The following is a 25,177-nucleotide window of genomic DNA, read 5'->3' as shown; positions in this document are numbered from 1 at the left end:
TCTAATGCTCTCAAAGGAACCCCAAAACGAGGTTCATAAAACATAAGCTCTACTGGCTTAGTTCACTAGCACACTGTTGAGTTCTCAAGCAACACACCCCAGATCGCACCGCCATCACGCGGCCTTATCCGAAGCACTTATTTCTTGGCTTTTGTCCGGAGCACACTCTAGCACCTGCTCGAAACTGCCGTTTCAGCGGGGGTAGAATTACCTCTCCGGTTCGGGACCACCCACTCTACCACCATCCGGTGGGAGCTTGGTTCGTGTTCCCGGCGGCCGCTCGGTTTCCCTGGCGACGAAGAGAACATTACACGGCCCGAAACCGGCGTTTACAGGGGGGTCCCTTTTTTCGCGCCGGGGCTCTGACCTGCATCGATCGGCCCCTCGCCCGGCACCGGCTCTCCGTGGGTGGCGACCACCGTCAGCACGACGAGGGCGGCGGCGAGCCCGGCGGTGATGTGGATGGGCGCCGGCGTGAACGACGCGCCGAGCACGAGCACCGCCGTCACCGGGAAGCCGATCGCGATCGGGCGGCATTCGTTGGTGGGACCGATGTGCATCAGCCAGACGCTGAGCAGATAGATCACGACGGGCACGGTCGTCGCCATCGCGGCGGGCAGGGACGCGACGTGCCCGGTGTGGGTGTCGTAGTCGACCGCGACTTCGAGACCGGCGCCGAGCGCGGCCGCCGAGGCGAAGATCAGATAGTGCCCATAACCCCAGCTCGCGACGGTGAACAGGCTTTTCGCCTTTTCGAGCCGGACATGACCCGGCTGGTCGAAGTACAGCCACCACAAGGAGAACACCAGCACGAGACCCGCGGCGGCGAGCGAAATCAAGCTGCCGGTGTGCTTGCCCTCGGCCAGCCCTTCCTTGACCGCGGTGGTCGCGCCGAGGATGGATTCACCCAGCACGATGATCGTGAACAGGCCGTAGCGCTCGGCGATGTGGTGCGAGTGCCAGCCCGTCCAGCGCTTGCGTTCGGCGATCACCGGGACCGCGAGTTCCGCCAGCAGGAGCAGGAAGAACGACGACAGCGCCAGCGACTCCGGGAGGCCGAGGCGGACGACCCACAGGATCTGGACGATCGTGATGCCGATGGCATAGCGCAGCGCGGCCGGACGGCATTCCGGATCGGTCCGCGCGGCGCGCAGCCACTGCACGACCATCGCGAGCCGCATCAGCACGTAGCCGGCGACCACGATCTTGAAGTCACCGTCGAAGGCGGACGAGACACCGGCGGCGACGGTCAGTCCTCCCGCGATCTGCACCAGCGTCACCAGCCGGTACGGGACGTCGTCGGTGTCGAACGACGACGCGAACCAGCTGAAGTTCAGCCAGCCCCACCAGATCGCGAAGAACACCATCCCGAAGCTGAGCACCCCGTGCCCGATGTGGTTCTCGGCGATCGCGTGGTGCAGACCGGCGGCGGCCTGCGCGACGGCGACCACGAAACACAGGTCGAACAGCAGCTCCAGCGGGGTCGCGACCCGGTGCCCTTCACCGGAATCGCGCATCGTCATCGGCCGGTACCAGACCCGCAGCCGACTCCGCCGTACAGAACTCTCCGCCATCGGTGCTCCTCGCCTTGTCGATCTGCGGAGATCTTCGCAGCCGAAAGCGGTTCACACACTCGGAGGAACGCGCGGCGGGTGGGTCCGGGCCGGGTGCACCTCCCCAGGCGACCCCGCGCGAACCCACCCGCGCGAATGCCTCACCGGTACTCGGCTCGCCAGTGGTGTTGAGCCGGCCGCCGCCGAACGGTCCCCCGCGGACGCCGACGGCTGTCCACCGGTTCGTGACCGCGGGTGTCCATTCCTGAGAACTCCGGACTCACCACGATCGCTCCCGCCGATCGATCCATCCCCGATCGATCGACAGAAATACCACTGTCGGTAGCCAAGTCACAGCGGTGAAGGCTCCGTTAGGTGTACCCGGTTGCTCTGAGTAGCACCAGAGGATGACAGCTTCAGTCACTCGGATGGAGCATCCGATCTTGCCGAAAGTAGTCATCGGCACATGCGGAGACTCAGCCGCGTTGACTGTCGGCGGCAGCCCGCTCGGCTTCCTCCCGCTCGGTGAGCAAACGCCGCTTCCGGCGCGCGCGGAGTTCGATCACGGCGAGTAAAAGTGCCGAGCTCGTCAACGTGGCGGCGCACAGCATCGCGGCGGTCAGCGCCGACGGATAGCCCCCGTTCGCACCGAGTACCGCGTGGAAGACCGAGGCCAGCACCACCGTGCCGATCGCGGTGCCGATCCGTTGCCCGGTCTGCAACGCTCCCCCGGCCACCCCGGCCATCGACGTCGGTACGCATTCCAGCGTCAACGTGGTGTTGGGCGAGATGACCATGCCGCCACCGACCCCGGCGACGAGCAACGGCGGCGCGAACCACCAGCCCGCCGCGGAACCTGGATCCTGACCGGCGAGAACGGCGACCGTGATCATCCCGGCGATCACCATGACCAGCCCGGTGACGGTGAGCTTGCGGCCCCACTTCGGCACCAGCCGTCCCGCGATCGCCGCCGATACGGCCGAGCCGAGGGCGAAGGAGGTGACGGCGAGTCCGGATTGCAGTGGCGTGTAGCCGAGGCCTTGCTGGAAGAAGATGGCGAAGACCAGCCACATCCCGGTGAACCCGCTGAAGTACAGCGCGCCGACGGCCGCACCCGTCGCGTAGCCCGGGGTTCCGGTGAACAGGCGGGTGTCCAGCAGCGGCGGACGGCCGCGCCGCACCATCGAGCGTTCCCAGCGCACGAACGCGAAACCGAAGGCCACCGCGACGAGGAACAGCCACCACAGGCTGCTGAGCCCGCCCTGTTCGGACTCGATCAACGGGAGCAGGACACCGAGCACGGCGACGCCCAGCAGCATGATGCCGACGAAGTCGATCTCACCGCGCAGGCTTCTCGCCGGTGTCTCTGGTTTCGGCAGCCATCTCAGTGCCAGCGCGAACGCCAGGATCCCGATGGGCACGTTCACGTAGAAGACCCAGCGCCAGCCTTCCGGGTCACCGAAGACGGCGAGGATCACGCCGCCGAGCACCGGCCCGACCGCGGTCGAAATCCCGACGGTGGCGCCGAACATGCCGAACGCCCGGCCCCGTTCCGCGCCCCGGAACAGGTCCTGGATCATCCCGCTGTTCTGTGGCGTCATCATGCCCGAGGCGAAACCCTGCAGGAGCCGCGCGAGGATCAGCGTCGTTTCGTTCGGTGCCGCGCCGGCGAACGCGCTGGTCAGCACGAACGCGGCGAGCGCGAACAGGAACATGCGGCGGCGGCCGAGCGCGTCACCGAGCCTGCCGCCGGACACCAGCACCAGCCCGAAAGCCAGCGCGTAGCCCGAAACCACCCATTGGATCCCGCCGCTCGACGCGCCGAGATCCTTCTGGATCGAGGGCAGCGCCGTGTTGACGATGCTGACGTCGAGCAGCCCCATGAACCCGGCGGCGAGCGAGACGGCGAGCGCCTTCCAGCGCCGGGGGTCGGGTTCGCAGGCGCTCATCAGGTGCTGGCGGCGATCCCGGGGATGCCCTTGAGCTCACCGATCAGCATCGACGTCACCTTGACCGGATAGTCGTAGAGCGCGAAGACCGTCTGGTTCTTGCCGACCAGCTTGAGGTGCACCGGGGTCTCGCCCTTGTGCGCCAGCAAGGTCTGCTTCAGCTCGCTGACCACCGACTGGTCGATCTTCTCCGCCGCGGCCAGCAGGACCAGCGGCAGATCGTCGTCGCCGTTGCCGACCTCGGACAGGTCGAGCGGCACGAGACCGCCGCCGAAGATGGACATCTTGTCCTCGCGCCAGTTCACCCGGCCCTTGACCAGGACCGCATTGTCCTCGATGAGGTCGGCGGAGAACATCGCGTAGGACTTCGGGAAGTACAGCACCTCGAGCGAGGCGTCCATGTCCTCGATGGTGCAGATCGCCCAGGGCTCGCCCTTTTTGTTGACCCGGCGTTCCAGCGAGGTGATCAGCCCGGAGACGACCAGCTCGCCTTCCTTCGGCGGGTCGGCGAGGATCGCGGCGATCGGCCTCGGCGCGTGTTTGCGCAGGATGCGTTCGGCGCCGTCCAGCGGATGCGCCGAGACGTAGAGGCCGAGCATCTCCCGTTCGTAGGCCAGGAGCTGCTTGCGCGGGTACTCCTCTTCGCCGAACTTCAGATGCGCGAGCGGTGACGAGGACGCCGCGGCTTCCGCGTCGTCGTCCCCACCGAACCCGAAGAGGTCGAACTGGCCCATCGCCTCCTGGCGCTTGAGCGGGACCACGGCTTCGACCGCGTCCTCGTGCACCTGGATCATCGAAAGCCGCGTGTTGCCGAGCGAGTCGAACCCGCCCGCCTTGATCAGCGATTCGATGACCCGCTTGTTGCAGGCCACCAGCTCCGACTTGTCGAGGAAATCGGTGAAGGAGGAGTACTTCCCCTTCTCCTCGCGGGTCTTGATGATCGACTCGACGACGTTCGCGCCGACGTTGCGGACGGCACCCATGCCGAAGCGGATGTCCTCCCCGACGGCCGCGAACCTCAGCGCCGACTCGTTGACGTCCGGCGGGAGCACCTTGATCCCGAGGCGGCGGCACTCCGAGAGGTAGACCGCGGACTTGTCCTTGTTGTCACCCACCGAGGTGAGCAGCGCGGCCATGTACTCCGGCGTGAAGTTCGCCTTGAGGTACGCGGTCCAGTACGAGATCAGGCCGTACGCGGCCGCGTGGCTCTTGTTGAACGCGTAGCCGGCGAACGGGAGGATCGTGTCCCAGAGCGCCTTGATCGCCTCGGAGGAGAAGCCGCCGGGAACCAGCTCGCTCGACTTCATGCCCTCTTCGAAGCCGACGAACTCCTTCTCGAGGACTTCCGCCTTCTTCTTACCCATGGCGCGGCGGAGCACGTCCGCGCGGCCCATGGAGTACCCGGCCACCTTCTGGCCGATGTGCATGATCTGCTCCTGATAGACGATCAGGCCGTAGGTGTCGGCCAGGATCTCCTTCAGGGGCTCTTCGAGCTCGGGGTGGATCGGTTTGACCTTTTGCCGCGCGTTCTTGCGGTCGGCGTAGTCGTTGTGCGCGTTCATGCCCATCGGGCCGGGGCGGTACAGCGCGCCCACCGCCACGATGTCGTCGAACACCGTCGGCTGCATCCGGCGGAGCAGGTCACGCATCGGCCCGCCGTCCAGCTGGAACACGCCGAGCGTGTCACCGCGGGAGAGCAGCTTGTACGTCTCCGGGTCTTCGACGCCGAGAGTGTCGAGGTCGATGTCGATCCCGCGGTTGGTCTTGATGTTGTCGATCGCGTCACCGATGACGGTGAGGTTCCGCAGGCCGAGGAAGTCCATCTTCAGCAGGCCGATGGCCTCGCACGACGGGTAGTCCCAGCCGGTGATGATCGAACCGTCGTCACGCTGCCACAGCGGGATGGCGTCGGTCAGCGGGTCGCACGACATGATGACCGCGCAGGCGTGGACGCCGGCGTTGCGGATCAGGCCTTCGAGGCCGCGAGCGGTCTCGAAGATCGTCTTGCACTCTTCGTCGGTCTCGACGAGGGCGCGGACCTCGGCCGCTTCGCCGTAGCGCTCGTGCTTCGAGTCGACGATGCCCGAGAGCGGGATGTCCTTCGCCATGATCGGCGGCGGGAGCGCCTTCGAGATCCGGTCCGCGATCGCGTACCCCGGCTGGCCGAAGTGGACGCGGGCGGAGTCCTTGATGGCCGCCTTGGTCTTAATGGTGCCGAAAGTGATGACCTGCGCCACCTTGTCGACGCCGTACTTCTCGGTGGCGTAGCGGATCATCTCGCCGCGACGGCGGTCGTCGAAGTCGATGTCGATATCGGGCATCGAGACGCGCTCGGGGTTCAGGAACCGCTCGAACAGCAGCTTCTGCGGGATCGGGTCCAGGTTGGTGATACCGAGGACGTACGCGACCAGCGAGCCGGCGGCGGAACCACGGCCGGGGCCGACGCGGATGCCGACCTTGCGGGCGTAGTTGATGAGGTCGGCCACGATGAGGAAGTAGGCGGGGAAGCCTTTCCCGATGATGACGTCGAGCTCGATCTCGATGCGCTCGTTGTAGTACGGGTCCGGCACGCCGTCCGGGTACCGCCACTTCAGGCCGCGCGCGACCTCTTCCCGCAGCCAGGTGCCCTGGTCGTAGCCGTCGGGGACCTCGAAGAACGGCAGCCGGTCCTTGTGCGTGTACACGTCCTTGTAGGACTCGACGCGCTCGGCGATCAGCAGCGTCGAGTCGGCGGCGCCGGGGACCTCCTTGTCCCAGTATTCCCGCATGTCGGCGGCCGACTTCAGGTAGTAGCCGTCACCGTCGAATTTGAAGCGGTTCGGGTCGTTCAGCGTCTTGCCCGCCTGCACGCACAGCAGCGCCGAGTGGGTGTCAGCCTGGTCCTTGGTGACGTAGTGCGAGTCGTTGGTGGCCAGCGGTTTGAGGTCGAGCAGCTTTCCGACCTCGAGCAGTCCCTCACGGACCGACCGCTCGATCGGCAGCCCGTGGTCCATCAACTCAAGGAAGAAGTTGTCGGCGCCGAAGATGTCCTTGTAGTCCGACGCGGCCTGGATCGCTTCGGTGCGCTGCCCCAGCCGGAGCCGCGTCTGCACCTCGCCCGAGGGACAGCCGGTGGTCGCGATGATGCCGTGGTGGTTCTCCGCGATCAGCTCGCGGTCCATCCGGGGCTTGCGGTAGTAGCCCTGCATGCTCGCCAGGGAGGAGAGCTTGAACAGGTTGCGCAGGCCAGTGGAGTTCTCGGCGAGCATCGTCATGTGGGTGTAGGCACCACCACCGGAGACGTCACCGCCCTCACCGAACTCGTCGGCGCCACGCTGGTTCGACTGGCCCCAGAAGACCGGCTTCTTGTGGAAGCGGCTCTCCGGCGCGATGTAGGCCTCGATGCCGATGATCGGCTTGAGGTCGTGCTTGACCGCCTGCTGGTAGAACTCGTCCGCGCCGTACATGTTGCCGTGGTCGGTCATCCCGACCGCGGGCATGCCCAGGCGCGCCGCCTCCTTGAACAAGGGGGCGATCTTCGCCGCACCGTCGAGCATCGAGTACTCGGTGTGCACATGCAGGTGGACGAAGGAATCGTTCGACACCAGCGAAAACCTCCCCTAGGCAGACGGATCCCTGGCTGCTTGACGCGGGCCGGTCCTCCCACCTTATGCGCCGAGGTCCGACGGCGCCCGGGCGGGATGGCACCCCGGCGAGGGCCAGTCTCCCCCTCCGACCGGCCGCCGCCAAGCACCGACGCGGTGCGGTTCGCGATGACCTCGGTTACCCCCGAACGGGGCGCGGGATCAGCTCTGCCGGGCCAGCCGCTCGTTGACCTCCTCCCTGTCGAACCACTCCGGATGGAACCCGAAGCCGCCGAGCTCTTCGAGCAGTTCCTCGTTCTCTTCGTCGTCGGGATCACGCAGGGCTTCCAGCAACATCTCGTAGCTCTGCTCGTCTTCGCATTCCGCCGGAGGGGCGGCACGTTCACCGCCGAGGCAGCTCGGTGCTTCGGGGAGGGCGACCAGCTGCTCGACGCGGATCCAGTGCGTCCACTTCTCCACCTCGTAGAGGAGCCGGTGGCCGGGCGACGTGACTACCTGGCCGAGTGTCACTTCGTCGTCCAGCCGTTCGCCCTCACCGCTCTGCGCGTCGACGCTGAAGCCTCCGTACGCGGTCTCGAACCGGTGATGCCGCCGCTCGTCCCGGTCGAACGCGGCCGCGAGGATCCGGTGCAGTCCGGCGAGGGTGACGTCGGAGCGGACTTCGAGCCTTCGCCAGATCGCGTCGTCCGGTTCGGACAGGGCGACCGCCAGCCAGAGCCCGGTGACCGGCACGGGCGGGGGCAGGACGAGCGGCAGCGGCTCGGCCGACGGTATGCGAGGCAGCGGTTCGTAGTCGGGAAGACCGAGCCACCGGCGCAATTGAGCCGCACGCTCGGGCAGATCGGGTCTCGGATCTCTCCCCAGTTCCATGAGCTTGGGAACCCTCTCCCGAATCCAGGCGTCGCGGTCCGCCTTGGCGATCAAGGCCGCTTCGACCTGGTTCCGGAACTCTTCGGGTGTCAGCGGCGCCTGGGTCACCTCGAAGCCGTTGCGAAGAACCGCCAGTGCGTCCTCGGGTTCGGGATGGAGCTCGATCACGTCGACCTCGCGATCGTTGACCACCACCTCGACCCCCACCGAGCGTTTGCCGGCGGTCAGCTTGGCGGCCAGGACGACCAGATCCTGATCCACCTGGCCTTGGACCACACAATCCGAAAGCTCGATCGGCCCGTGGAGCAGCTTCGGCCAGCGCTCCACCCTGGCCACGTCCAGAGGCGGACGTGGACGGCGGGAGCGCGGGCTCTTCGGTCGTTTGGCGGGTTTGCGGCCGCGGCTGACGGGGGACACGGAATCAGTATCGCCACCGGCACCGACAGTTTCGGCGTCGTGAGCAGCCGGGATCGAAAAATGCTTGCCGACCTGGGCGTGGATGGGCAGACTGGCCAGCCGCCAAGATCACCGAACCGCCCGGAGAGTTGATGATCGACCTGCAGGCCATGAACGAGCGCGTGATCGCGGAGTTCCGCGCGAACGGCCGCCACGGCGACGGTCTTCCGACGTTGCTGCTCACCACCACCGGCGCCCGCACGGGACGACGGCACGTGACGCCGATGCTGTTCCTGGCCGACGACGACCGCTACGTCGTCTTCGCCGCCAACGGTGGCGCGCCCGGGCACCCGGACTGGTATCGCAACCTGGTCGCGGAGCCGTCGGTCGACGTCGAGGCGGACGGAGAGGCCTTCACCGCGCACGCGGTCGAGGTCACCGGAGCGGCTCGGGACCGTCTGTTCGCGAAGCAGGCGAAGGCGTTCCCGCGGTTGGCCGAACATCAGTCGAAGACCACGCGGCCGTTCCCGGTGATCGCGCTCCACCGCGTCTGAAGTTCGCGGGAGTCGTGAGTGGCGTTTCGGGTTCTAACCCGAATCGCCACTCACGACGGGGCCTTCATGTACTTGGCAAGGTGTGAAGGCCTCCTTCACTACCTTCAGGGTAGGCAAGGAGGCCTTCACGGACACCCTTGGCTCTGACGGCCCCAAACACTCACGATCACCTCACGCGGAGCTGTGACGCTCACCACCTCCCACGGCAAGAACACTGCCGCGCCAGAGGTTCGTGGCCGTAAAAGCCCGCAGTACGGCTTCCCCTTACCCCGCTGAAGCGGGCCTCGCAGGCTGGATCGAGGCGCTCGGCCGAACGCTTGACAAAGAGTCGCGCGCGACCGCACGATCTCGTCTCATGAACCTGTCTGACAGCCAGACAGCCGGACACGGTGGTCCACGACGCGTCAGCGCGATGGAGGCCGTTCTGGCCCACCTCCGCGGTGCCATCGAGCGCGGCGAGTACCCCGTCGGCCAGAAACTGCCGTCGGAATCCGCGCTCGGCAAGGAGTTCGAGGTCAGCCGTTCGGTCGTCCGCGAAGCGTTGCGGGGGCTGCAGGCACTCGGGCTCACCGTGTCCAAAACGGGCAAAGGGACTTTCGTGACCGCCACCGGGCCGGTCGAGAACCCCACCTTCGGGACTTACTCGGCCCGTGACCTGTTCGAGGTCCGGCGGCACGTCGAGATCCCCGTCGCCGGTTACGCGGCCTTGCGCCGCGGCACCGACGACCTGGACCTGCTCGGTCACCTCGTCGAGCGGATGGACGTCGAAACCGACAACACCGCGTGGGTGGCGCTGGACTCGCTGTTCCACATCACCATCGCCCAGGCTTCGGGCAATCCGGTGTTCGGCAAGGTCATCGAAGAGATCCGGGACGCGCTGGCCCGCCAGTCGTCCTTTCTCAACCAATTGGGGGACCGTCGGACCCGCTCGAACACCGAGCACCGTGAGATCGTCACCGCCATCGCCGCCGGCTCCGAAGCCGACGCCGTCGCGGCGATGGCCTCCCATCTCGAACACGTCGAGGACGCGCTCACCACCATCGTGCGGCCGGGCCACACGACGCAGCAGGACAAGGACGACTGACATCGTGACCGAACAGACCCTCAGCGCGGACGACAGCAAATCGGCGCCGGTGCTCGCCGACGCCGGTGACGCCGGCTACGACAAGGCGCTGAAACCCCGCCACGTCAACATGATCGCGATCGGCGGCGCCATCGGCACCGGCCTGTTCCTCGGCGCGGGCGGCAGGCTCGCGCAGGCGGGCCCCGCGCTCGCGATCGTGTACGCGGTCTGCGGCCTCTTCGCGTTCTTCGTGGTGCGTTCGCTCGGCGAACTCATCCTGTACCGCCCCTCCTCCGGTGCCTTCGTCTCCTACGCCCGGGAATTCATGGGTGAGAAGGGCGCTTTCGTCGCGGGCTGGATGCACTTCCTGAACTGGTCGACGACCGGTATCGCGGATATCACCGCGATCGCGCTGTACGCGCATTTCTGGTCGTTCTTCACGCCGATCCCGCAATGGGTGCTGGCGCTCATCGCGCTGGCGGTGGTGCTGGCGCTGAACATGGTTTCGGTGAAACTGTTCGGCGAGATGGAGTTCTGGTTCGCCATCATCAAGGTCGCCGCGCTGGTGACCTTCATGGGGATCGGGATCTTCCTGCTGGTCACGCAGCAGCCGATCGACGGCACGACGCCGGGCTTCTCGCTGATCTCCGACCATGGCGGGATCTTCCCCGCGGGCCTGCTGCCGATGGTGCTGATCGTCCAGGGTGTCGTGTTCGCCTACGCCTCGGTCGAACTGGTCGGCGTCGCCGCCGGCGAGACGGAGAACCCGCGCAAGATCATGCCGAAGGCGATCAACTCGATCATGTGGCGGATCGGGATCTTCTACGTCGGCTCGGTCGTCCTGCTGGCGATGCTGATGCCGTGGGACTCCTACTCGAAGAACGAGAGCCCGTTCGTCACCGTGCTTTCGCATATCGGGGTGCCGCAGGCGGGCAACGTCATGAACCTGGTGGTGCTGACGGCGGCCCTGTCCAGCCTCAACTCGGGCCTCTACTCCACCGGCCGCATCCTGCGGTCGATGTCGCTGGCCGGTTCCGCGCCGAAGTTCACCGGCGTGATGAACAAGAACCACGTGCCCTACGGCGGGATCCTGCTCACCTCAGCGGTCTGCGTGGTCGGTGTCGGCCTGAACGCCGTCGTGCCGAGCCAGGCCTTCGAGATCGTGCTGAACTTCGCCGCCATCGGCATCCTCGGCACCTGGGCGATCATCGTGCTGTCCCATCTGCTGTTCGTCCGCAAGGCCAAGCGCGGCGAGGTCGAGCGCCCGTCGTACCGCCTGCCGTTCTCGCCCTACACCGAGATCGCGACGCTGATCTTCCTCGCCGCGGTCGTGGTGCTGATGGGCTTCGACGAGACCGGCCGGATCACCCTGTACTGTCTGCCGGTCATCGGGCTCGCGCTGGTGGCGGGCTGGTTCGGGGTCCGCAAGCGGATCAACATGGACGTATTCGAAAAGACGAAGCTGTGATCCCGGAGATCCGCGTCCCCGCGCACGAACCGCTGGTGCACCTCCTCCGCGACGGAATGGTCGAGGGGGTGCACCACGGTTCGGCCGTGGTACTCGCTCCCGACGGCCGCGTGCTGTTCGCCGCGGGCGACATCGAGGCGGCGTTCTACCCGCGGTCGGCCGCGAAACCCTTGCAGGCCACGGCGATGGCGCGGCTCGGGGTCAACCTGAGCCCCGCCGGGTTCGCCGCCGCGGCGGCCAGCCACTCCGGCGAGGAGATCCATCTGGCCGAGGTGCGCAGGACGCTCGACGGCGCCGGGCTCACCACGGAGGATCTGCGGACGCCGGAGGACCTGCCGTTCGACCCGGTCGAACGCGACGCGTGGGTCGCGTCCGGACGGACGGCTTCGCGGGTGGCGCACAACTGTTCCGGCAAGCACGCCGCCATGCTCGCGACGTGCCGCCTGCACGACTGGTCCACAAAGGACTACCTGGATCCCGGCCATCCGCTTCAGCACGCGATCGCGGAGTGCGTCGAAGACCTGACCGGGCAACGCGTCCCGAAGGTGGCCGCCGACGGCTGTGGCGCTCCCCTGTTCGCGGTCTCGCTGCGCGGGCTCGCCCGTGCGGTCGGCAAAATCGCCGCGTCGGCGCCGGGGACACCGGAAGGCCTTGTCGCCGAAGGGATCCGGAAGCATCCGGAACTGGTCGCCGGCACCCGTCGCGACGTCACCGCGCTCATGCGCGCGGTGCCCGGCCTGATCGCCAAGGACGGTTTCGAAGCCGTCCAGGTCGCCGCCCTCCCGGACGGGACGGCGATCGCGCTCAAGATCGCCGACGGCGGTGACCGTGCGCGACGGCCCGTGCTCGCCGCCACGCTCGCGTTGTGCGGTGTAGACCAGAACGTGTTGGAGCCCACCCCCGGCCTGCGCGTGACCGGCGCGCTGGCCGAACTCGACCTCGCCGCCTGAGGAGTCTTCGATGCACCGCGTGGAACACGATCTGCTGGGGGACAAGGAAGTCCCCGCCGACGCTTACTGGGGCGTGCACACCGCCCGTGCCAGGGAGAACTTCCCCATCACCGGCACCGCGATCTCCGCGTACCCACACCTGATCGCGGCGCTCGCCTCGGTCAAGGAGGCCGCCGCCCGTGCCAACGCCGACCTCGGGTTGCTGGAGCCGGACGTCGCCGACGCGATCCGCCGGGCGTGCCGTGAGATCCGCGAAGGCGCGTTGCACGACCAGTTCGTCGTCGACGTCATCCAGGGCGGCGCGGGCACCTCGACGAACATGAACGCCAACGAGGTGATCGCGAACCGCGCGCTCGAACTGCTCGGGCACGAGAAGGGTGACTACGCCCGCGTGCACCCGAACGAGCACGTGAACCTCGGGCAGTCGACCAATGACGCGTACCCGACCGCGGTCAACGTCGCGACGATCATCGCCGTCCGCGAACTGGCCGGGGCGATGGTCGTGCTGGAACAGGCTTTCGCGGCCAAGGCCGTCGAGTTCCGCGATCTGCTGAAGATGGGCCGCACGCAGTTGCAGGACGCCGTCCCGATGACATTGGGGCAGGAATTCGGCACCTACGCGGTCATGCTCGGCGAAGACCGGCTTCGGCTCACCGAAGCGGTGACGCTGCTGCACGAGATCAACCTCGGCGCGACCGCGATCGGCACCGGGCTCAACGCCGCGCCCGGATACGCCGAGGCCGCCGTCGCGCATCTGCGCGAGATCACCGGCCTGCCCGTCGTGTCCGCGGCGGACCTCGTCGAGGCGACACAGGACTGCGGCGCGTTCGTGCACCTTTCCGGCGTGCTCAAGCGGATCGCGGTGAAACTTTCCAAAAGCTGCAACGATCTGCGGCTGCTCTCGTCCGGGCCGCGGGCGGGGCTCAACGAGATCAACCTGCCGCCGGTGCAGGCCGGGTCGTCGATCATGCCCGGCAAGATCAACCCGGTGATCCCCGAGGTGGTCAACCAGGTCGCGTTCGAGGTCATCGGCAACGACGTCGCCGTCACGATGGCGGCCGAGGCCGGGCAGCTGCAGCTCAACGCTTTCGAGCCGCTGATCCTGCATTCGCTTTCGGAGAGCATCACGCATCTGCGGTCGGCGTGCCTGGTGCTGGCGGAACGATGCGTCTCCGGGATCACCGCGAACGCGGACGTGTTGCGGGGCTACGTCGAGAATTCGATCGGGCTGGTGACCGCGCTGAACCCGAAGATCGGGTACGCGGCGGCGACCGAGATCGCCAAAGAGGCGCTCCAGACCGGGCGCGGGGTGGCGGAACTCGTCGTCGAGAAGGGGCTTCTGCCCGCCGAAGAGCTGGCGAAGCTGCTGAAGCCGGAGACGCTCGCCCGGCTTTCCTGAGACCCGCGGGGCGGTACCGGGCGGTCCGCCCCGCGCCAGTGTCAGGAAAGTGGCTTTCAGGACATTTTTCGTCCTGAAAGCCACATTCCTGACATGCGGGTACGGTCGTAAGCGGAAGGTGATCCTCCGCGCGAAAGGCGGCCAGTGTGCTCGACCGACTCCTCGACCGGTACCTCGGCCTCCCACCCGCCGAAGGCCCCGCCCCCTCGGTGACCAAGGCGATCCCCGTCCCGATGCCCGACGGTGTCCGGCTGCTGGCGGATCGCTACGCCGTCCCAGGCGACGAGCCGCGACCGGTGGTGCTGATCCGCACGCCGTACGGCCGCAAGGGCCTGATGGGCAAGATCTTCGGCGAGACGTTCGCGCGGCACGGGTTGCAGACGGTCCTCCAGAGCACTCGCGGGACCTTCGGCTCAGGCGGCGAATTCCGGCCCTTCCACCTGGAGAAGGAGGACGGCCTCGCCACCGTCGCGTGGCTGCGCGAGCAGCCATGGTGTGACGGCCGGGTCGCGATGGCCGGCGCGAGCTACCTCGGCCACACGCAGTGGGCCGTCGCGCCGTATCTCGGCGAGCCGCTCGAAGCGCTGTGTCTCGGCGTCACCGCTTCGGAGTTCGTGTCGACCTTTTATCCCGGCGGAATCCTCGCTGTCGACAACATGGTCTCGTGGTCGGCGCTGATCGGCCGCCAGGAAGGCCGGTTCGCCGGCCTGCCGAATCCCTGGCAGACGAAGAAGACCCGCCGCGCCATGGCATATCTGCCGGTTTCCGGCGCCGACGTCGCGGCCATCGGCAAGCAGGTGCGGTTCCTGCAGGACGTCTCCGCGCACGCCGAACCCGGCGACGACTTCTGGGCGCCGTCGGATCACAGCGCCGAGGTCGCCGCGCTGACGACCCCGGTGTCCATGGTGACCGGCTGGTACGACCTGTTCATCTCCGCCCAGCTGCGCGACTTCAAGGAACTCGCCGCGGCCGGACGCGCACCGCGGATCACCATCGGCCCGTGGGCGCACGGCGAGCCCGCGAGCCTGAAAACCCTGATCACCGACCAGATCGGCTTCCTCTCCGCCCACCTCCTGGGTGATCGCGCACCGCTCAGGCAGTCACCCGTGCGCCTGTATCTCCAGGGTTCTGGGCGGTGGCTCGACTTCGCAAGCTGGCCACCGGAGTCCGACACCACCCCGTACTTCCTGCGTCCCGGCAGGCTTTCCCTCGATGCGCCGGTGGAGTCGAAACCGGGCAAGTTCACCTTCGATCCGGCCGACCCGACGCCGACGGTCGGCGGCCCGCTTCTGTCGGGCGTGCAGAAACAGCAGGACAACAAGGAAATCGAGGCCCGGCCGGACGTACTGCTGTTCACCGGTGACGTGCTGGAGCGCGATCTCGACGTCATCGGCGAGATCTCCGCGCTGGTGCACGTCCGGACCGACGTCGGGCACGGCGACGTGTTCGTCCGGCTGTACGATGTGGACCGTCGTGGTGTCTCCCGCAACGTCACCGACGGGATCCTCCGCCTGCGACCCGGCGACCCGGAGTCCGGTGTGGACGGTGTGGTCGCCGCCGAGATCCTGCTCGATCCGACGGCGTACCGGTTCCGGCGCGGGCACCGCCTGCGGGTGCAGGTCGCGGGCGGCGCGTTCCCGCGCTTCGCCCGCAACCACGGCACCGGCGAGCCGGTTTTCAGCGCGGTGGATGGGAAACCCGCGCGGTTCGAGATCTTCCACGACCCCGCGCACCCGTCGCGGATCACGCTGCCGGTGTTCGGCGGCCAGTGAGGATGGAGAGCACAGGAGCGTGTCGCGAGAGTGGCTTTCGCGACACCTCGCGACGGCGCCGCCTCGCCTGACTCCTCGTCAGGCCGGGACGACCCGCTGGTGCGTGGTCAGCCTGCCGTCGTCGTGCAGCACGTGGAACAGCAGCGACGGCGGCAGGTCGTAGTCGATCGGTCCGCCTTCACTCCAGGACCGCAGTCCGTTCCGTTCCCACGGGAACAGGATGCTCGACCCGACCGACGGCGCCGACCGCAGCGGCACTCCCGCGAACGTCGTCGACGCCGCGGCGTGGACGTGCCCGCAGAGCAGGGCGACCACGCGCGGGTGACGCGCGAGCACCTCGGCCAGCTTTTCCTCACCGTACTGGCGCATCGCGTCCACCAGCGGCAGCCCGAGCGCGACCGGTGGGTGGTGGAAGGCGATGAAGGCGGGGCCATCGCCGTCGCCGAGTACGTCGTCCAGCCAGGCCATGGTCTCGTCGTCGAACTGCCCGTCGGGTTTGCCGGGGATGGTCGAATCGGCCATGACGAACGTGACGTCGCCGACCGTGTGCGCCGCGTTGACCGGGGCGTCACCCGGCGCCTGGCCGAGCAGCCCTTCGCGGAACGGGCCGCGCTTGTCGTGGTTGCCAGGACAGACGAAGAGCGGGACGTCGGTCTTGAAGAGCTCGGCCGCGCGCCGGTATTCCTCGAGGGTGCCGTGGTCGGTGACGTCGCCGGTCACCAAGATCGCGTCGACCGGTGTCGCCAGGCCTTCCAGGTACCGCATGACCTGTGCGGTGCGTTCGTCGGCGCGCTCGCCGCCGTCGAGATGGTTGTCGCTCAGATGTGCCGTCACGAACATCGTGTCACCCCATGTCTTCCAGATATGCCAACGTTTTCACCCAGTTCCGCACGAGCAGCTCCATCGCCGTCGCGAGGTCGGAGACGCGGATCGCCTCGACGATCCGGTGGTGCTCATCGATACTCTCCCTGGCGCATTCGACGCCACCGAAATAGCGCGCGTCATAGCGTTTCAGCAGCGGCTTCGTCTGCTCGAGCAGGCGCAGCAGATGCGGATTCGTGCACCGCGAGACGAGCAACGCGTGCCAACGGTCGTCCAAACTGGACAGATCGCCCTGCCGGGCGAGTTCCGCGGCCATCTCGGCGGTGATCCGGTCCAGTCCGCCGGTGAGCCCGGCGAGGTCCTGCGGCGAACTCCAGCGCAACGCGAGCGATTCGAGCTCGGCGACGAGCGGGTACAGCTGCCGGGCCTCGTCCGGGTCGAACGGCGGCACGAGGAAACCCCGGTTCGGCGCCGAGACGAGCAGGCCGCGGTCGGCCAGCCCGATCAGCGCCTCGCGCAACGGGGTCCGGCTGACGCCCAGTTCGCGGGCGAGGTGCACCTCGTTGATGCGGCTGTCGGCGGCGATGCGGCCGTCGAGCACGCGGGCGGTGATCTCCTCCGTGAGGTCGCGCCGGAGCAGGTTCCTCGTCATCGGTGCAGTATTGCATGCACTTCGGTCGTACTGTATTCAGTTAGGCATGACGGACTTCGATGTGCACCGCGCCCGCGCCGAGACACCGGGCTGCGCGGAAGTGGTCCACCTCAACAACGCCGGATCGTCTCTGCCACCCGCCCGGGTGACCGACACCGTCGTCGGCTACCTGCGGGAAGAAGCCCTGATCGGCGGGTACGAGCAGGCCGCGGCGACCGTTGAGCGGATGAACGGCGTCTACGCCTCGGCCGCGCGCCTCGTCGGCGCCGGCCCCGAAGACATCGCCCTGACCGACAACGCGACCCGGTCGTGGCAGGCGATCTTCTACGCGCTGCCCTTCGCCGCGGGAGACCGGATCCTGACGGCGAAATCCGAGTACGCGAGCAACGTCATCTCCTTCTTGCAGATCGCGAAGCGCACCGGCGCCGTCGTCGAGGTGGTCGACAACGACGAGTCCGGGCAACTGGACGTCGAGGACCTCAAGCGCCGCGTCGACGGCGACGTCAAACTGATCGCCGTCTCCCACGTACCCACTCAGGGTGGACTGGTGAACCCCGCCGAAGAGATCGGCGCGGTCGCGCGCGAGGCCGGGATCCCGTTCCTGCTGGACGCGTGCCAGAGCGCCGGCCAGATCGACCTCGACGTCGCGCGCCTGAACTGCGATGCCCTCAGCGTCACCGGCCGCAAGTACCTGCGCGGTCCGCGGGGCACCGGATTCCTGTACGCGCACCCGCGGCTGCGCGAGCGCGTCGAGCCCGCGATGCTCGACCTTCACTCGGCAGCGTGGACCGCGCCCGAAACCTACGAAGTCGATCCGACGGCGAAGATGTTCGAGGTCTGGGAACGCGATCACGCCGCCCTGCACGGCCTCGGCGCGGCGATCGACTACGCCCTCGAATGGGGCATGCCCGCCATCGAAGCTCGCGTCGCCGCCCTCGCGGTGAAACTACGCGACGCGCTCCGCGAGATACCCGGTGTCCGCGTCCACGACCAAGGCGCGCGACAGTGCGGGATCGTCACGTTCAGCGTGGCGAAAACACCGTCGCAGGAAGTGAAACAGCGCCTGGCCGCGGCGAAGATCAACGTCAGTGTCACTGAAGCGACGTCCGCCCAGTTCGATTTCGTCGAGCGTAATTTGCCGCCACTGGTCCGGTCTTCGGTGCACTACTTCAATACCGAAGACGACATCGCCCTCCTCGTCGGCGAAGTCGGAAAACTGGCCTAGCGACGGGAAAGCACCGACTCGGACGGCGGGGCGTACGGCAGCCCCGTCGTCTTCGCGCGCATACCGAGCACCAACGCCTCCCCCAGCAGGCTGACACCGATCGACAGCGTCACCGGCCGCGCGTCGGGATGTGCCCCGGCCATCGTGGCCAGGAAGCCGACCCCGAAGTTCACCAGCATCGACAGCACCCAGACGCCGAACGTCCAGCCGGTGTAGCGCAGCCACAGCACGCCGTCGCGCTCGAACAGCTTCGTGGTGGCGGCGCGCACCGCGCCGAGGCCGCATCCGACGACGGAACCCAGCACGAGCCAGGCGCCGTCCGTGAAGGTGAAGCTTTCCAGCTTGGTCAGGCCGTAGCCCGCGATCGCGAGCAGGACCACCGGCGCCCCGAACACCTCGCGGGCGACCAGCGGCTCCCCGCGCAGCCTGCGCACGACGATCACGATCACCACGGCGACGACCAGCGCGATCAGCAACCAGGTCCGCATGGACTCCCCCTTTGCAGCATGCCTGTGCTAAATAAAATAGCAAGGTCGTGCTATAAAGGCAACATGCCCAAGATCGTCGACCCCGATGCCCGGCGCCTTGAGATAGCCGAAGCCGTCTTCCGGGTGATCCAGCGGGACGGCCTCGCGCAGGCGTCGCTCCGAAGCGTGGCCGAGGAGGCCGGCCTCGCGATCGGCTCGGTGCGGCACTACTTCCGCGGCCACGACGAGCTGATCGTGTTCGCCATGCGGTCGCTCGGTGACCGGCTCGAGGCGAGGCTGCTGGGGCATCTCCCCGACCTGCTCGACCCCGCGACACCGCGCTCACGTCGGCAGGAGATCACCGAAGCACTGCTCAGCGAACTGCTCCCGCTCACCGAGCAGACCCGGGCCGAAACCGACGTTTGGCTGGCGTTTTCGGCCGCCGCGAAGAACCGCCCGGACCTCGCCGAGGAGGCCGCCCGCATGTACGACGGGGTCCGCGCCCTCGTCCGGCGCGTGCTCGACGGAGCGAACGAAGCGGGGGGTCTCCTCGAAGACCTCGACCTGACCGTGGAGACCGAACGGCTGGCCGCGCTGCTGGACGGGCTCGCGTTGTCGACGGGCCGGACTTCGCCGGAGCTGATGCGCACGGTGCTCCGGCGGCACCTGGAGAGCCTGCGGCGCCCCGAATCGGAGGCGAAATGAGCACCTTCTACGAAGTCGCGGAGCGGGATCCAGGCCGCGTCGCGGTGATAGACGTCGACGGGCGCGAGACCACCTTCGGCGAGCTGTCGGCGCGTGCGAATCAGCTGACCCACGCCTTGCGGGCACTCGGCATCGGCGAGGGCGACGGCATCGTCGCGATCATCCACAATGGACTCGCCTATTACGAGCTCCTGCTGGCGACCTTGCAGGCGGGGATGTACTTCACGCCGGTCAACCATCGGTCCTCACCGGGCGAGATCGCCTACATCGCGGCGAACAGCGGCGCCAAGGTCGCCGTCGCGGACGCGGACATCGCCGTCACGTGCACCACGGAATTGCAGGGCCTGCACCGGTTTTCGCGCGGAGAGACACCCGGCTGGGCGGACTACGCGGCGTGGGGCGCGGGCCGGCCCACCACCACGCCCGAGCAGCGGACCGCGGGCCAGACGATGCTCTACACCTCCGGGACCACGGGGCGCCCCAAAGGCGTCCGGCGCGCCCTGTCCGGGCGGCCGCCCGCGCTGCACCCGATCCACGCGAACGTCCTCGACCGCCTGGACGTCCGGCCGGGGCACGGCGTGCACCTCGTCGCCTGCCCGCTCTACCACGCGGCGCCGGGCATGTTCTCGACCGCGATCCTGCATCTCGGGCACACGCTCGTGCTGATGGACCGGTTCGACGCCGAGGAAACGCTGCGGCTCACCGAAAGGCACCGCGTGACGAGCACGCATCTGGTGCCGACGATGTTCCACCGCATGCTCCGGCTGCCCGAGGACGTCCGCGCGCGGTACGACCTGTCGAGCCTGACGTCGGTCATCCACGGTGCCGCGCCGTGCCCGAAGGAGGTCAAGGAGCGGATGCTCGCCTGGCTCGGACCGGTGGTCCACGAGTACTACGGCGCGTCCGAGGGCCTGATCGCGGCCGTGCACGCGCGCGATTGGCTCGCCGCGCCGGGCACGGTCGGCACACCGCTGGACGGCGTGCGGGTCGAGGTGCTCGACGACGACGGCCGCGAACTCCCCGCCGTCGAGACCGGGACGCTCTACTTCAGTTCCGCGCACACGAAATTCGACTACCACGACGATCCGGACAAGACGGCCGCCGCGCGTTCCGGGGAGTTCGTCACCGTCGGGGACGTCGGCTATCTCGACACCGCGGGGCGGGTGTTCCTGTGCGACCGGCGGACGGATCTCATCCTTTCCGGTGGCGTGAACATCTACCCGGCCGAGATCGAGGCGCGGCTGCTGAGCTATCCCGACGTCGCCGACGTCGCGGTGATCGGGGAACCGGATCCCGAGTGGGGACAACGGGTCGTCGCGGTCGTCCAACCGGTCGAGGGGACGGCCGGGGACTCCGCGCTGGCGAAGCGGCTTGAAGAGCACTGCCGAGCCGAGCTCGCCGGGTTCAAGACGCCGCGCCGGTTCGACTTCCGCGAGCGGCTGCCGCGGACCGAGAGCGGCAAGATGCCACGGCGGACACTTCGGGCGGACTGAACGGCCCTTTCGGGCAGTGCCGGTCGCGGTACGGTTCGTTCATGCGCCTGCGGTCCGTGACCACACTGCTCGCCACCCTCGTTCTCGCGCTGGCCGTCCCCGCGACGGCCGACGCGACGCCCGGCTCCGGCGTGACCGGGACGATCTTCCACCAGCAGACGGTCGGGAACACCGATTACGTGCTGCGCGAGGTCGTCATCCAGCCCGGCGGCTACACCGGCTGGCACTACCACGACGGCACGCTGCACGCGTACGTCAAGGCAGGCACGCTGACGCACAACTCGGCCGACTGCGGGCTCGACGGCTTGTACCGCAAGGGTGCCGTCTTCACCGAACCGAGCGACACCGTCCACATCGGACGGAATCTCGGGGCGACGCCGGTGGTGCTGGAGGTGCTCTACGTGCTGCCGCACGGAAGTCCGCTGTCGCAGGACGCGCCGAACCCCGGTTGCCCTTTCTAGGCCCCGAACCAGCCCGCCACGTCGAGACGGAAGCCGTCCGCGGGCGCCATCGTGCGGAGGTCCGTTTCGAGCGCGCGGACCCTTTCGACGCCCAGCGTGGCGGCCCACTCCTTGCGCAGCTCCTCGAAGATCGCCGCCGTCCGGCCGAGTGAGTCGAACCCGCGGCCGGTGAGCCGCACGACCTTGCGCCGGGCGTCGGCCGGGTCGTCGACACGCGCGACGTAGCCGAGCTGCTCCAGCTTGTCGACGGTCTTGCCCGCCGCCTGCTTGCTCACGCCGAGCCGCCGCCCGATCTCGCTCGCCGTCGCGCCCTCGCGGCCAATCGCCTGCATGGCGAAGCCGTACGCCGGGCGGACGTCGGGATGCCCCTGCTCGGCCAGCTCGGCGTGCATCCGGTCGATGATCGAGCGGAAGCCCGCGAACAGCAGGAGAGGCAGCTCGTACCCGGGCGGATCGGGAACCCGCTTGCCCAAATCGACAACTTGGTTTACCTTTTCGTCAACCACGTTGACCATCTTAGGGGAAGCCTTGTTCACCGATCACACCGTCGAAACCGCGCCCGAAGCCTCGCGTCGCTCGATGGAGGCGACCATCCGGAAGTTCGGCCACCTCCCCACCGCCGTCGCCCGGCAGGCGTCGTCACCGGAACTGCTCGACGGGTTCCTGAAACTGAGCGCGAGCTTCGAGCGGACCACACTCGAACCCCTCGCCCGGGAGACGGTCGTGATGACCGTGGCGACCCGCAACGGCTGCGCGGTGTGCGTCGAGATCCACACCGGCAAGCTGAAGGCTCTCCACGCGGACGACGACGTCATCGCGGCGCTTCGCTCCCAGGAGCCGGTGCCCGACGAGCGCCTGGAAGCCGTCCGGCAGTTCACGCTCGCCGTACTCGACACCGCCGGTGGTGTCGACGACGAGACCCTGCGGACCTTCTTCGGGCACGGATACACCGAACGGAACGCCCTCGAAGTCGTCATGGGCATCGGGGCCTACACGATGTCGACCTTGGCGAACAGGCTCATCCGCGCCTAGGTGTGTCCTCGTCGCTCTGCGTGATCGCCGCTCGTGGCCCGGATCACTCCAATGGACGCCGATCTTGACGTATCTGGGCAGCCCCGCCCGCCTCTTCTCTTGTGTAGCCGAAAGTTCGCCACCCGCGGCGCGGCGCACACCGGCGGTCTGGCCTGCCGAGGGGGCAGACCAGACCGCCGAAACCGGAAACGTTCCACAGGTGTTGGGGGTGCGTGAAGGCCCCCTTCCCTCGGCTCAGTCGAGGGAAGGGGGCCTTCACGTGTCTTGAGCGCATTTAGTCGACTAAATGCGGAGGGCGGGGTGGCCGAGTCCGGATCGCGGTGGTCCGTGAAGGCCTCCTTGCCTACCCTGAGGGCAGTGAAGGAGGCCTTCACTACCCTCAGGATTGCCACGTGGCCCCCACCTGCAACAGCAACCACAGCGGTCACAGCGGCCGCGCGTGAAGGACCCTTCCCTCGGCTCAGCCTTCATGTACTGCAGTGCCGGTCTGATTCTCACCGAACGCTTCGTGAGTGACGTCAGGCTTCGAGCGCCCAGCGCACGTAGCGCATCGTCGGGACGAAACCCGCCTTCTCGAAGACCCCGAACGCGCCCGAATGATCCGCCGAGTCCACGTTCAAACTCGCGCGGTCGTACCCCTGGTCAGCGGCGGCCCGCAACGCGTGTCCCATCAGCGCTCCGGCGACACCTCGCCGCCGGTGCTCCCGAAGCGTTCCGATCATCATGAAGTGCGCGTCGCGGACGCCGGTGGCCTCCGTGTCCGCGTCCCAGCACAGGGTCACCAGCATCCCGACCGCACCGCCCGCCTCGCGAAGCAAGAAGCTGACCTCAGGCCGGAAAGTCTGGTTGGTGATCTTGTTCCGCCAGAGCTCGACTGGCATCGGCACCGCGCCCCAGCAGTCGCGGTAGGCCTCGTTCCTGACCGTCCGGAAGTCCTCGTCGTTCCGCTCCGACCACGGCTCGACCCGGAACCCTCGGGGGATCACAGGACCGTTCAAGGCGCCGAGCGAGTGCTCCATCCGCTGGAAGTAGCGCACCGGCACGAACCCCCGGGAGCGGACGAGTTCGGCCAGGCCCGCGATGCGCTCGGGCCGGTTGACGTCCACCACGAGTTTCGAGTCGGGGTGGTGCAGCGCGGCTCGTTCTACGGCGACTTGGCCCCTTTGGATGCCTTCGATCTCGTGGTGCACATCCCGCGGCTCACTCCCGCCGAGCCGGACGACAGCGCCCTCGGGCACTCTTCCGCCGAAGTCCGGGAAGCATTCGCGCGGTGGCAAAGGACCAGCCGATGACCGCACGAGGACAGGAGGGCGACCGGGCGGGAAGTGCCGCGATGATCGGATTCCCGAGGATCGCCGCGGCGCGGGCCTGGCGGGATGTGCCGGTGCGCCGGCACATCATCGAGAGCCTGGCTTGAGATCGACGGGGCCCTCGATGATCTCCGGGGGCCCCAAATCCGTTCGTGGGCGCAGTAGGGATCGAACCTACGACCGCTCGGGTGTAAACCGAGTGCTCTCCCGCTGAGCTATGCGCCCGGGAGGTGGCACCCGAGCACGGGTGCCACCGGTGAAGACTCAGGCCAGCGAGGCCACGGCCTTCTTCCACGCCTGCTGGTCGCGCGCCTCGCCGGGCTGGTTGACCTCGGCGAACCGCACGACGCCGTCCTTGTCGATCAGGAAGGTTCCACGGGTGGCCAGGCCGGCCGCCTCGTTGAAGACGCCGTAGGCCTTCGCGACCTCGCCGTGCGGCCAGAAGTCCGAAAGCAGCGGGAACTGGTAACCCTCCTGCTCGGCCCACGCCTTGAGCGAGAACGGGGTGTCCACGGACACACCGATGACCTGGACGCCCTGGCCGTCGTAGTCCGCGAACTCGTCGCGGAGCTGGCACAGCTCGCCGGTGCAGATGCCACTGAACGCGAACGGGTAGAACACGAGCAGGACCGGCTTGTCACCCTTGAAGGATGACAGCGTCACGGACTGCTTGTTGTAGTCGTTGAGCGTGAAGTCCGGGGCTTGCGATCCGACCTCGACGGCCATACCGGCGGTTTCCTCTCAAGAGCGAACAGGGGCCTGCGACGACAACCCTATCGTGTCGATCGCGCGCCCGGAGAGGTCACCGCTTGGTCTTGGACGACTTCGGCGAAACCAGCCGGGTGCCCGCCCACTTGGGGCCGGCGCTGATGTTGGCCGTCTGCGCCAGCCCGACCTGCGGCACCGCTTCGGCGATCTCACTCGGCTCGACATGCCCGGGCTGGCCCGTCTTCGGGGTCAGCACCCAGATCACGCCGTTCTCGTTCAGGGGAGTCCGGACCTCGATCAGCGTGTCACCGAGATCACCGTCGTCTTCGCGCCACCACAGCAGCACCACGTCGATGACCTCGTCGGCGTCCTCGTCGAGGATGTCGCCGCCGATCTGTTCCTCGATCGCCGCACGAAGGTCGTCGTCGACGTCCTCGTCCCAGCCGATCTCCTGGACCACCATGTCCGGCTTGATCCCGAGCCTTTCGGCGACGCTGCTCTGATCAGCGTCTCCCGCGGCGACCACTGCTGTCACTCCTCCAACTACGACGGAGCATGGTGTCGCGTCGGCCTGATCGGCCGGGCGGGCACCACACTCGGGTACACGATGCCCGTTAGCGAACACTGGTGAAGCGATCCGCGCAACCGTCCACACCGGATCTTGAACAACTCGTGTCGCGGCGTACGGACATTCAGCCCACTCTCACGGGGTCAATTCGGGCGCGCCTGGGCACCTCCGAACGC

Annotated in this window: 23 protein-coding genes and 1 tRNA gene; 12 read left to right on the top strand and 12 right to left on the bottom strand. The window is 67.8% G+C overall.

Annotated features, from left to right (window positions below; genetic code table 11):
• Positions 1–329 precede the first annotated feature (329 nt).
• From AC069H_RS41445 to AC069H_RS41430, 4 genes are all read right to left on the bottom strand, one after another.
• Positions 330–1,574, bottom strand: a complete 1,245-nt coding sequence (locus AC069H_RS41445; protein ID WP_478235965.1) for a low temperature requirement protein A — start codon at positions 1,572–1,574, stop codon at positions 330–332.
• 455 nt (positions 1,575–2,029) lie between these two features.
• A complete protein-coding gene (locus tag AC069H_RS41440; protein WP_478235964.1) occupies positions 2,030–3,502 on the bottom strand; it encodes an MFS transporter in 1,473 nt (490 codons plus the stop codon).
• On the bottom strand, positions 3,502–7,086 hold the full coding sequence (gene dnaE / locus AC069H_RS41435; protein WP_436462520.1) for a DNA polymerase III subunit alpha: 3,585 nt from the start codon (positions 7,084–7,086) through the stop codon (positions 3,502–3,504). Before dnaE ends, AC069H_RS41440 begins: the two co-directional genes overlap by 1 nt.
• Before the next feature lie 201 nt (positions 7,087–7,287).
• Positions 7,288–8,373, bottom strand: a complete 1,086-nt coding sequence (locus AC069H_RS41430; RefSeq protein ID WP_478235963.1) for a plasmid pRiA4b ORF-3 family protein — start codon at positions 8,371–8,373, stop codon at positions 7,288–7,290.
• 131 nt (positions 8,374–8,504) lie between these two features.
• Here AC069H_RS41430 and AC069H_RS41425 point away from each other — a divergent pair, with 131 nt between their 5' ends.
• The 6 genes from AC069H_RS41425 (at position 8,505) to AC069H_RS41400 (ending at position 15,558) form a co-directional block, all read left to right on the top strand.
• Positions 8,505–8,906 (top strand): nitroreductase/quinone reductase family protein, encoded by a 402-nt coding sequence (locus AC069H_RS41425; protein WP_478235962.1) that lies wholly within the window; start codon positions 8,505–8,507, stop codon positions 8,904–8,906.
• A 412-nt stretch (positions 8,907–9,318) separates the two neighbouring features.
• Positions 9,319–9,990 (top strand): FadR/GntR family transcriptional regulator, encoded by a 672-nt coding sequence (locus tag AC069H_RS41420; protein ID WP_478235967.1) that lies wholly within the window; start codon positions 9,319–9,321, stop codon positions 9,988–9,990.
• 4 nt (positions 9,991–9,994) lie between these two features.
• Positions 9,995–11,437 (top strand): amino acid permease, encoded by a 1,443-nt coding sequence (locus AC069H_RS41415; RefSeq protein ID WP_478230227.1) that lies wholly within the window; start codon positions 9,995–9,997, stop codon positions 11,435–11,437.
• Entirely contained in the window at positions 11,434–12,387 is a 954-nt protein-coding gene (locus tag AC069H_RS41410; RefSeq protein ID WP_478235961.1) for an asparaginase, read from the top strand. Before AC069H_RS41415 ends, AC069H_RS41410 begins: the two co-directional genes overlap by 4 nt.
• A 10-nt stretch (positions 12,388–12,397) precedes the next feature.
• Entirely contained in the window at positions 12,398–13,786 is a 1,389-nt protein-coding gene (gene aspA, locus AC069H_RS41405; RefSeq protein ID WP_478235960.1) for an aspartate ammonia-lyase, read from the top strand.
• Between the two features lie 146 nt (positions 13,787–13,932).
• The gene (locus AC069H_RS41400; protein WP_478235959.1) at positions 13,933–15,558 is read left to right on the top strand and encodes a CocE/NonD family hydrolase; all 1,626 of its coding nucleotides are present in this window, start codon (positions 13,933–13,935) and stop codon (positions 15,556–15,558) included.
• Positions 15,559–15,636: 78 nt separating this feature from the next.
• On the opposite strand, the gene AC069H_RS41395 is transcribed toward AC069H_RS41400, so the two are convergent.
• Entirely contained in the window at positions 15,637–16,398 is a 762-nt protein-coding gene (locus AC069H_RS41395) for a metallophosphoesterase (RefSeq protein ID WP_478235958.1), read from the bottom strand.
• A gap of 4 nt (positions 16,399–16,402) precedes the next feature.
• Positions 16,403–17,032, bottom strand: coding sequence for a GntR family transcriptional regulator (locus AC069H_RS41390; protein ID WP_478230223.1), 630 nt, complete (start codon positions 17,030–17,032; stop codon positions 16,403–16,405).
• A 46-nt stretch (positions 17,033–17,078) separates the two neighbouring features.
• Between AC069H_RS41390 and AC069H_RS41385 the strand changes: the two genes are divergently transcribed.
• A complete protein-coding gene (locus tag AC069H_RS41385; RefSeq protein WP_478235957.1) occupies positions 17,079–18,257 on the top strand; it encodes an aminotransferase class V-fold PLP-dependent enzyme in 1,179 nt (392 codons plus the stop codon).
• Here the strand turns inward: AC069H_RS41385 and AC069H_RS41380 are convergent.
• Positions 18,254–18,745, bottom strand: coding sequence for a DUF1453 domain-containing protein (locus tag AC069H_RS41380; protein WP_478230221.1), 492 nt, complete (start codon positions 18,743–18,745; stop codon positions 18,254–18,256). The genes AC069H_RS41385 and AC069H_RS41380 overlap by 4 nt on opposite strands.
• A 63-nt stretch (positions 18,746–18,808) precedes the next feature.
• Between AC069H_RS41380 and AC069H_RS41375 the strand changes: the two genes are divergently transcribed.
• From AC069H_RS41375 to AC069H_RS41365, 3 genes are read left to right on the top strand one after another with little or no spacing between them, the layout of a single operon-like run.
• Positions 18,809–19,429: a TetR/AcrR family transcriptional regulator gene (locus AC069H_RS41375; protein ID WP_478235956.1), complete on the top strand. Its 621-nt coding sequence runs from the start codon at positions 18,809–18,811 to the stop codon at positions 19,427–19,429.
• Complete coding sequence (locus tag AC069H_RS41370; protein ID WP_478235955.1) at positions 19,426–20,922, top strand: AMP-binding protein; 1,497 nt, start codon at positions 19,426–19,428, stop codon at positions 20,920–20,922. The genes AC069H_RS41375 and AC069H_RS41370 overlap by 4 nt, the downstream gene beginning before the upstream one ends.
• 41 nt (positions 20,923–20,963) lie before the next feature.
• Positions 20,964–21,383: a cupin domain-containing protein gene (locus AC069H_RS41365; RefSeq protein WP_478230218.1), complete on the top strand. Its 420-nt coding sequence runs from the start codon at positions 20,964–20,966 to the stop codon at positions 21,381–21,383.
• Here AC069H_RS41365 and AC069H_RS41360 read toward each other — a convergent pair.
• Positions 21,380–21,898, bottom strand: a complete 519-nt coding sequence (locus tag AC069H_RS41360; protein WP_478235954.1) for a MarR family winged helix-turn-helix transcriptional regulator — start codon at positions 21,896–21,898, stop codon at positions 21,380–21,382. The two genes, AC069H_RS41365 and AC069H_RS41360, sit on opposite strands and share 4 nt — an antisense overlap.
• A gap of 13 nt (positions 21,899–21,911) precedes the next feature.
• Here AC069H_RS41360 and AC069H_RS41355 point away from each other — a divergent pair, with 13 nt between their 5' ends.
• On the top strand, positions 21,912–22,415 hold the full coding sequence (locus tag AC069H_RS41355; RefSeq protein ID WP_478235953.1) for a carboxymuconolactone decarboxylase family protein: 504 nt from the start codon (positions 21,912–21,914) through the stop codon (positions 22,413–22,415).
• Between the two features lie 518 nt (positions 22,416–22,933).
• On the opposite strand, the gene AC069H_RS41350 is transcribed toward AC069H_RS41355, so the two are convergent.
• Positions 22,934–23,653 (bottom strand): GNAT family N-acetyltransferase, encoded by a 720-nt coding sequence (locus AC069H_RS41350; protein ID WP_478235952.1) that lies wholly within the window; start codon positions 23,651–23,653, stop codon positions 22,934–22,936.
• 50 nt (positions 23,654–23,703) lie between these two features.
• On the opposite strand from AC069H_RS41350, the gene AC069H_RS41345 reads away from it, so the two are divergent.
• Complete coding sequence (locus AC069H_RS41345; RefSeq protein WP_478235951.1) at positions 23,704–23,832, top strand: hypothetical protein; 129 nt, start codon at positions 23,704–23,706, stop codon at positions 23,830–23,832.
• Positions 23,833–23,878: 46 nt separating this feature from the next.
• Here AC069H_RS41345 and AC069H_RS41340 read toward each other — a convergent pair.
• The 3 genes from AC069H_RS41340 to AC069H_RS41330 form a co-directional block, all read right to left on the bottom strand.
• Positions 23,879–23,950, bottom strand: a tRNA-Val gene (locus tag AC069H_RS41340).
• 39 nt (positions 23,951–23,989) lie between these two features.
• On the bottom strand, positions 23,990–24,451 hold the full coding sequence (locus tag AC069H_RS41335; RefSeq protein WP_016336116.1) for a peroxiredoxin: 462 nt from the start codon (positions 24,449–24,451) through the stop codon (positions 23,990–23,992).
• Positions 24,452–24,527: 76 nt separating this feature from the next.
• The gene (locus tag AC069H_RS41330; protein WP_034311133.1) at positions 24,528–24,959 is read right to left on the bottom strand and encodes a DUF3052 domain-containing protein; all 432 of its coding nucleotides are present in this window, start codon (positions 24,957–24,959) and stop codon (positions 24,528–24,530) included.
• Positions 24,960–25,177 lie beyond the last annotated feature (218 nt).

This window comes from Amycolatopsis sp. NPDC043887 (assembly GCF_056435665.1).
Note: the sequence above shows the minus strand (reverse complement) of the source record. Positions and strands in the feature narration are given on the sequence as shown.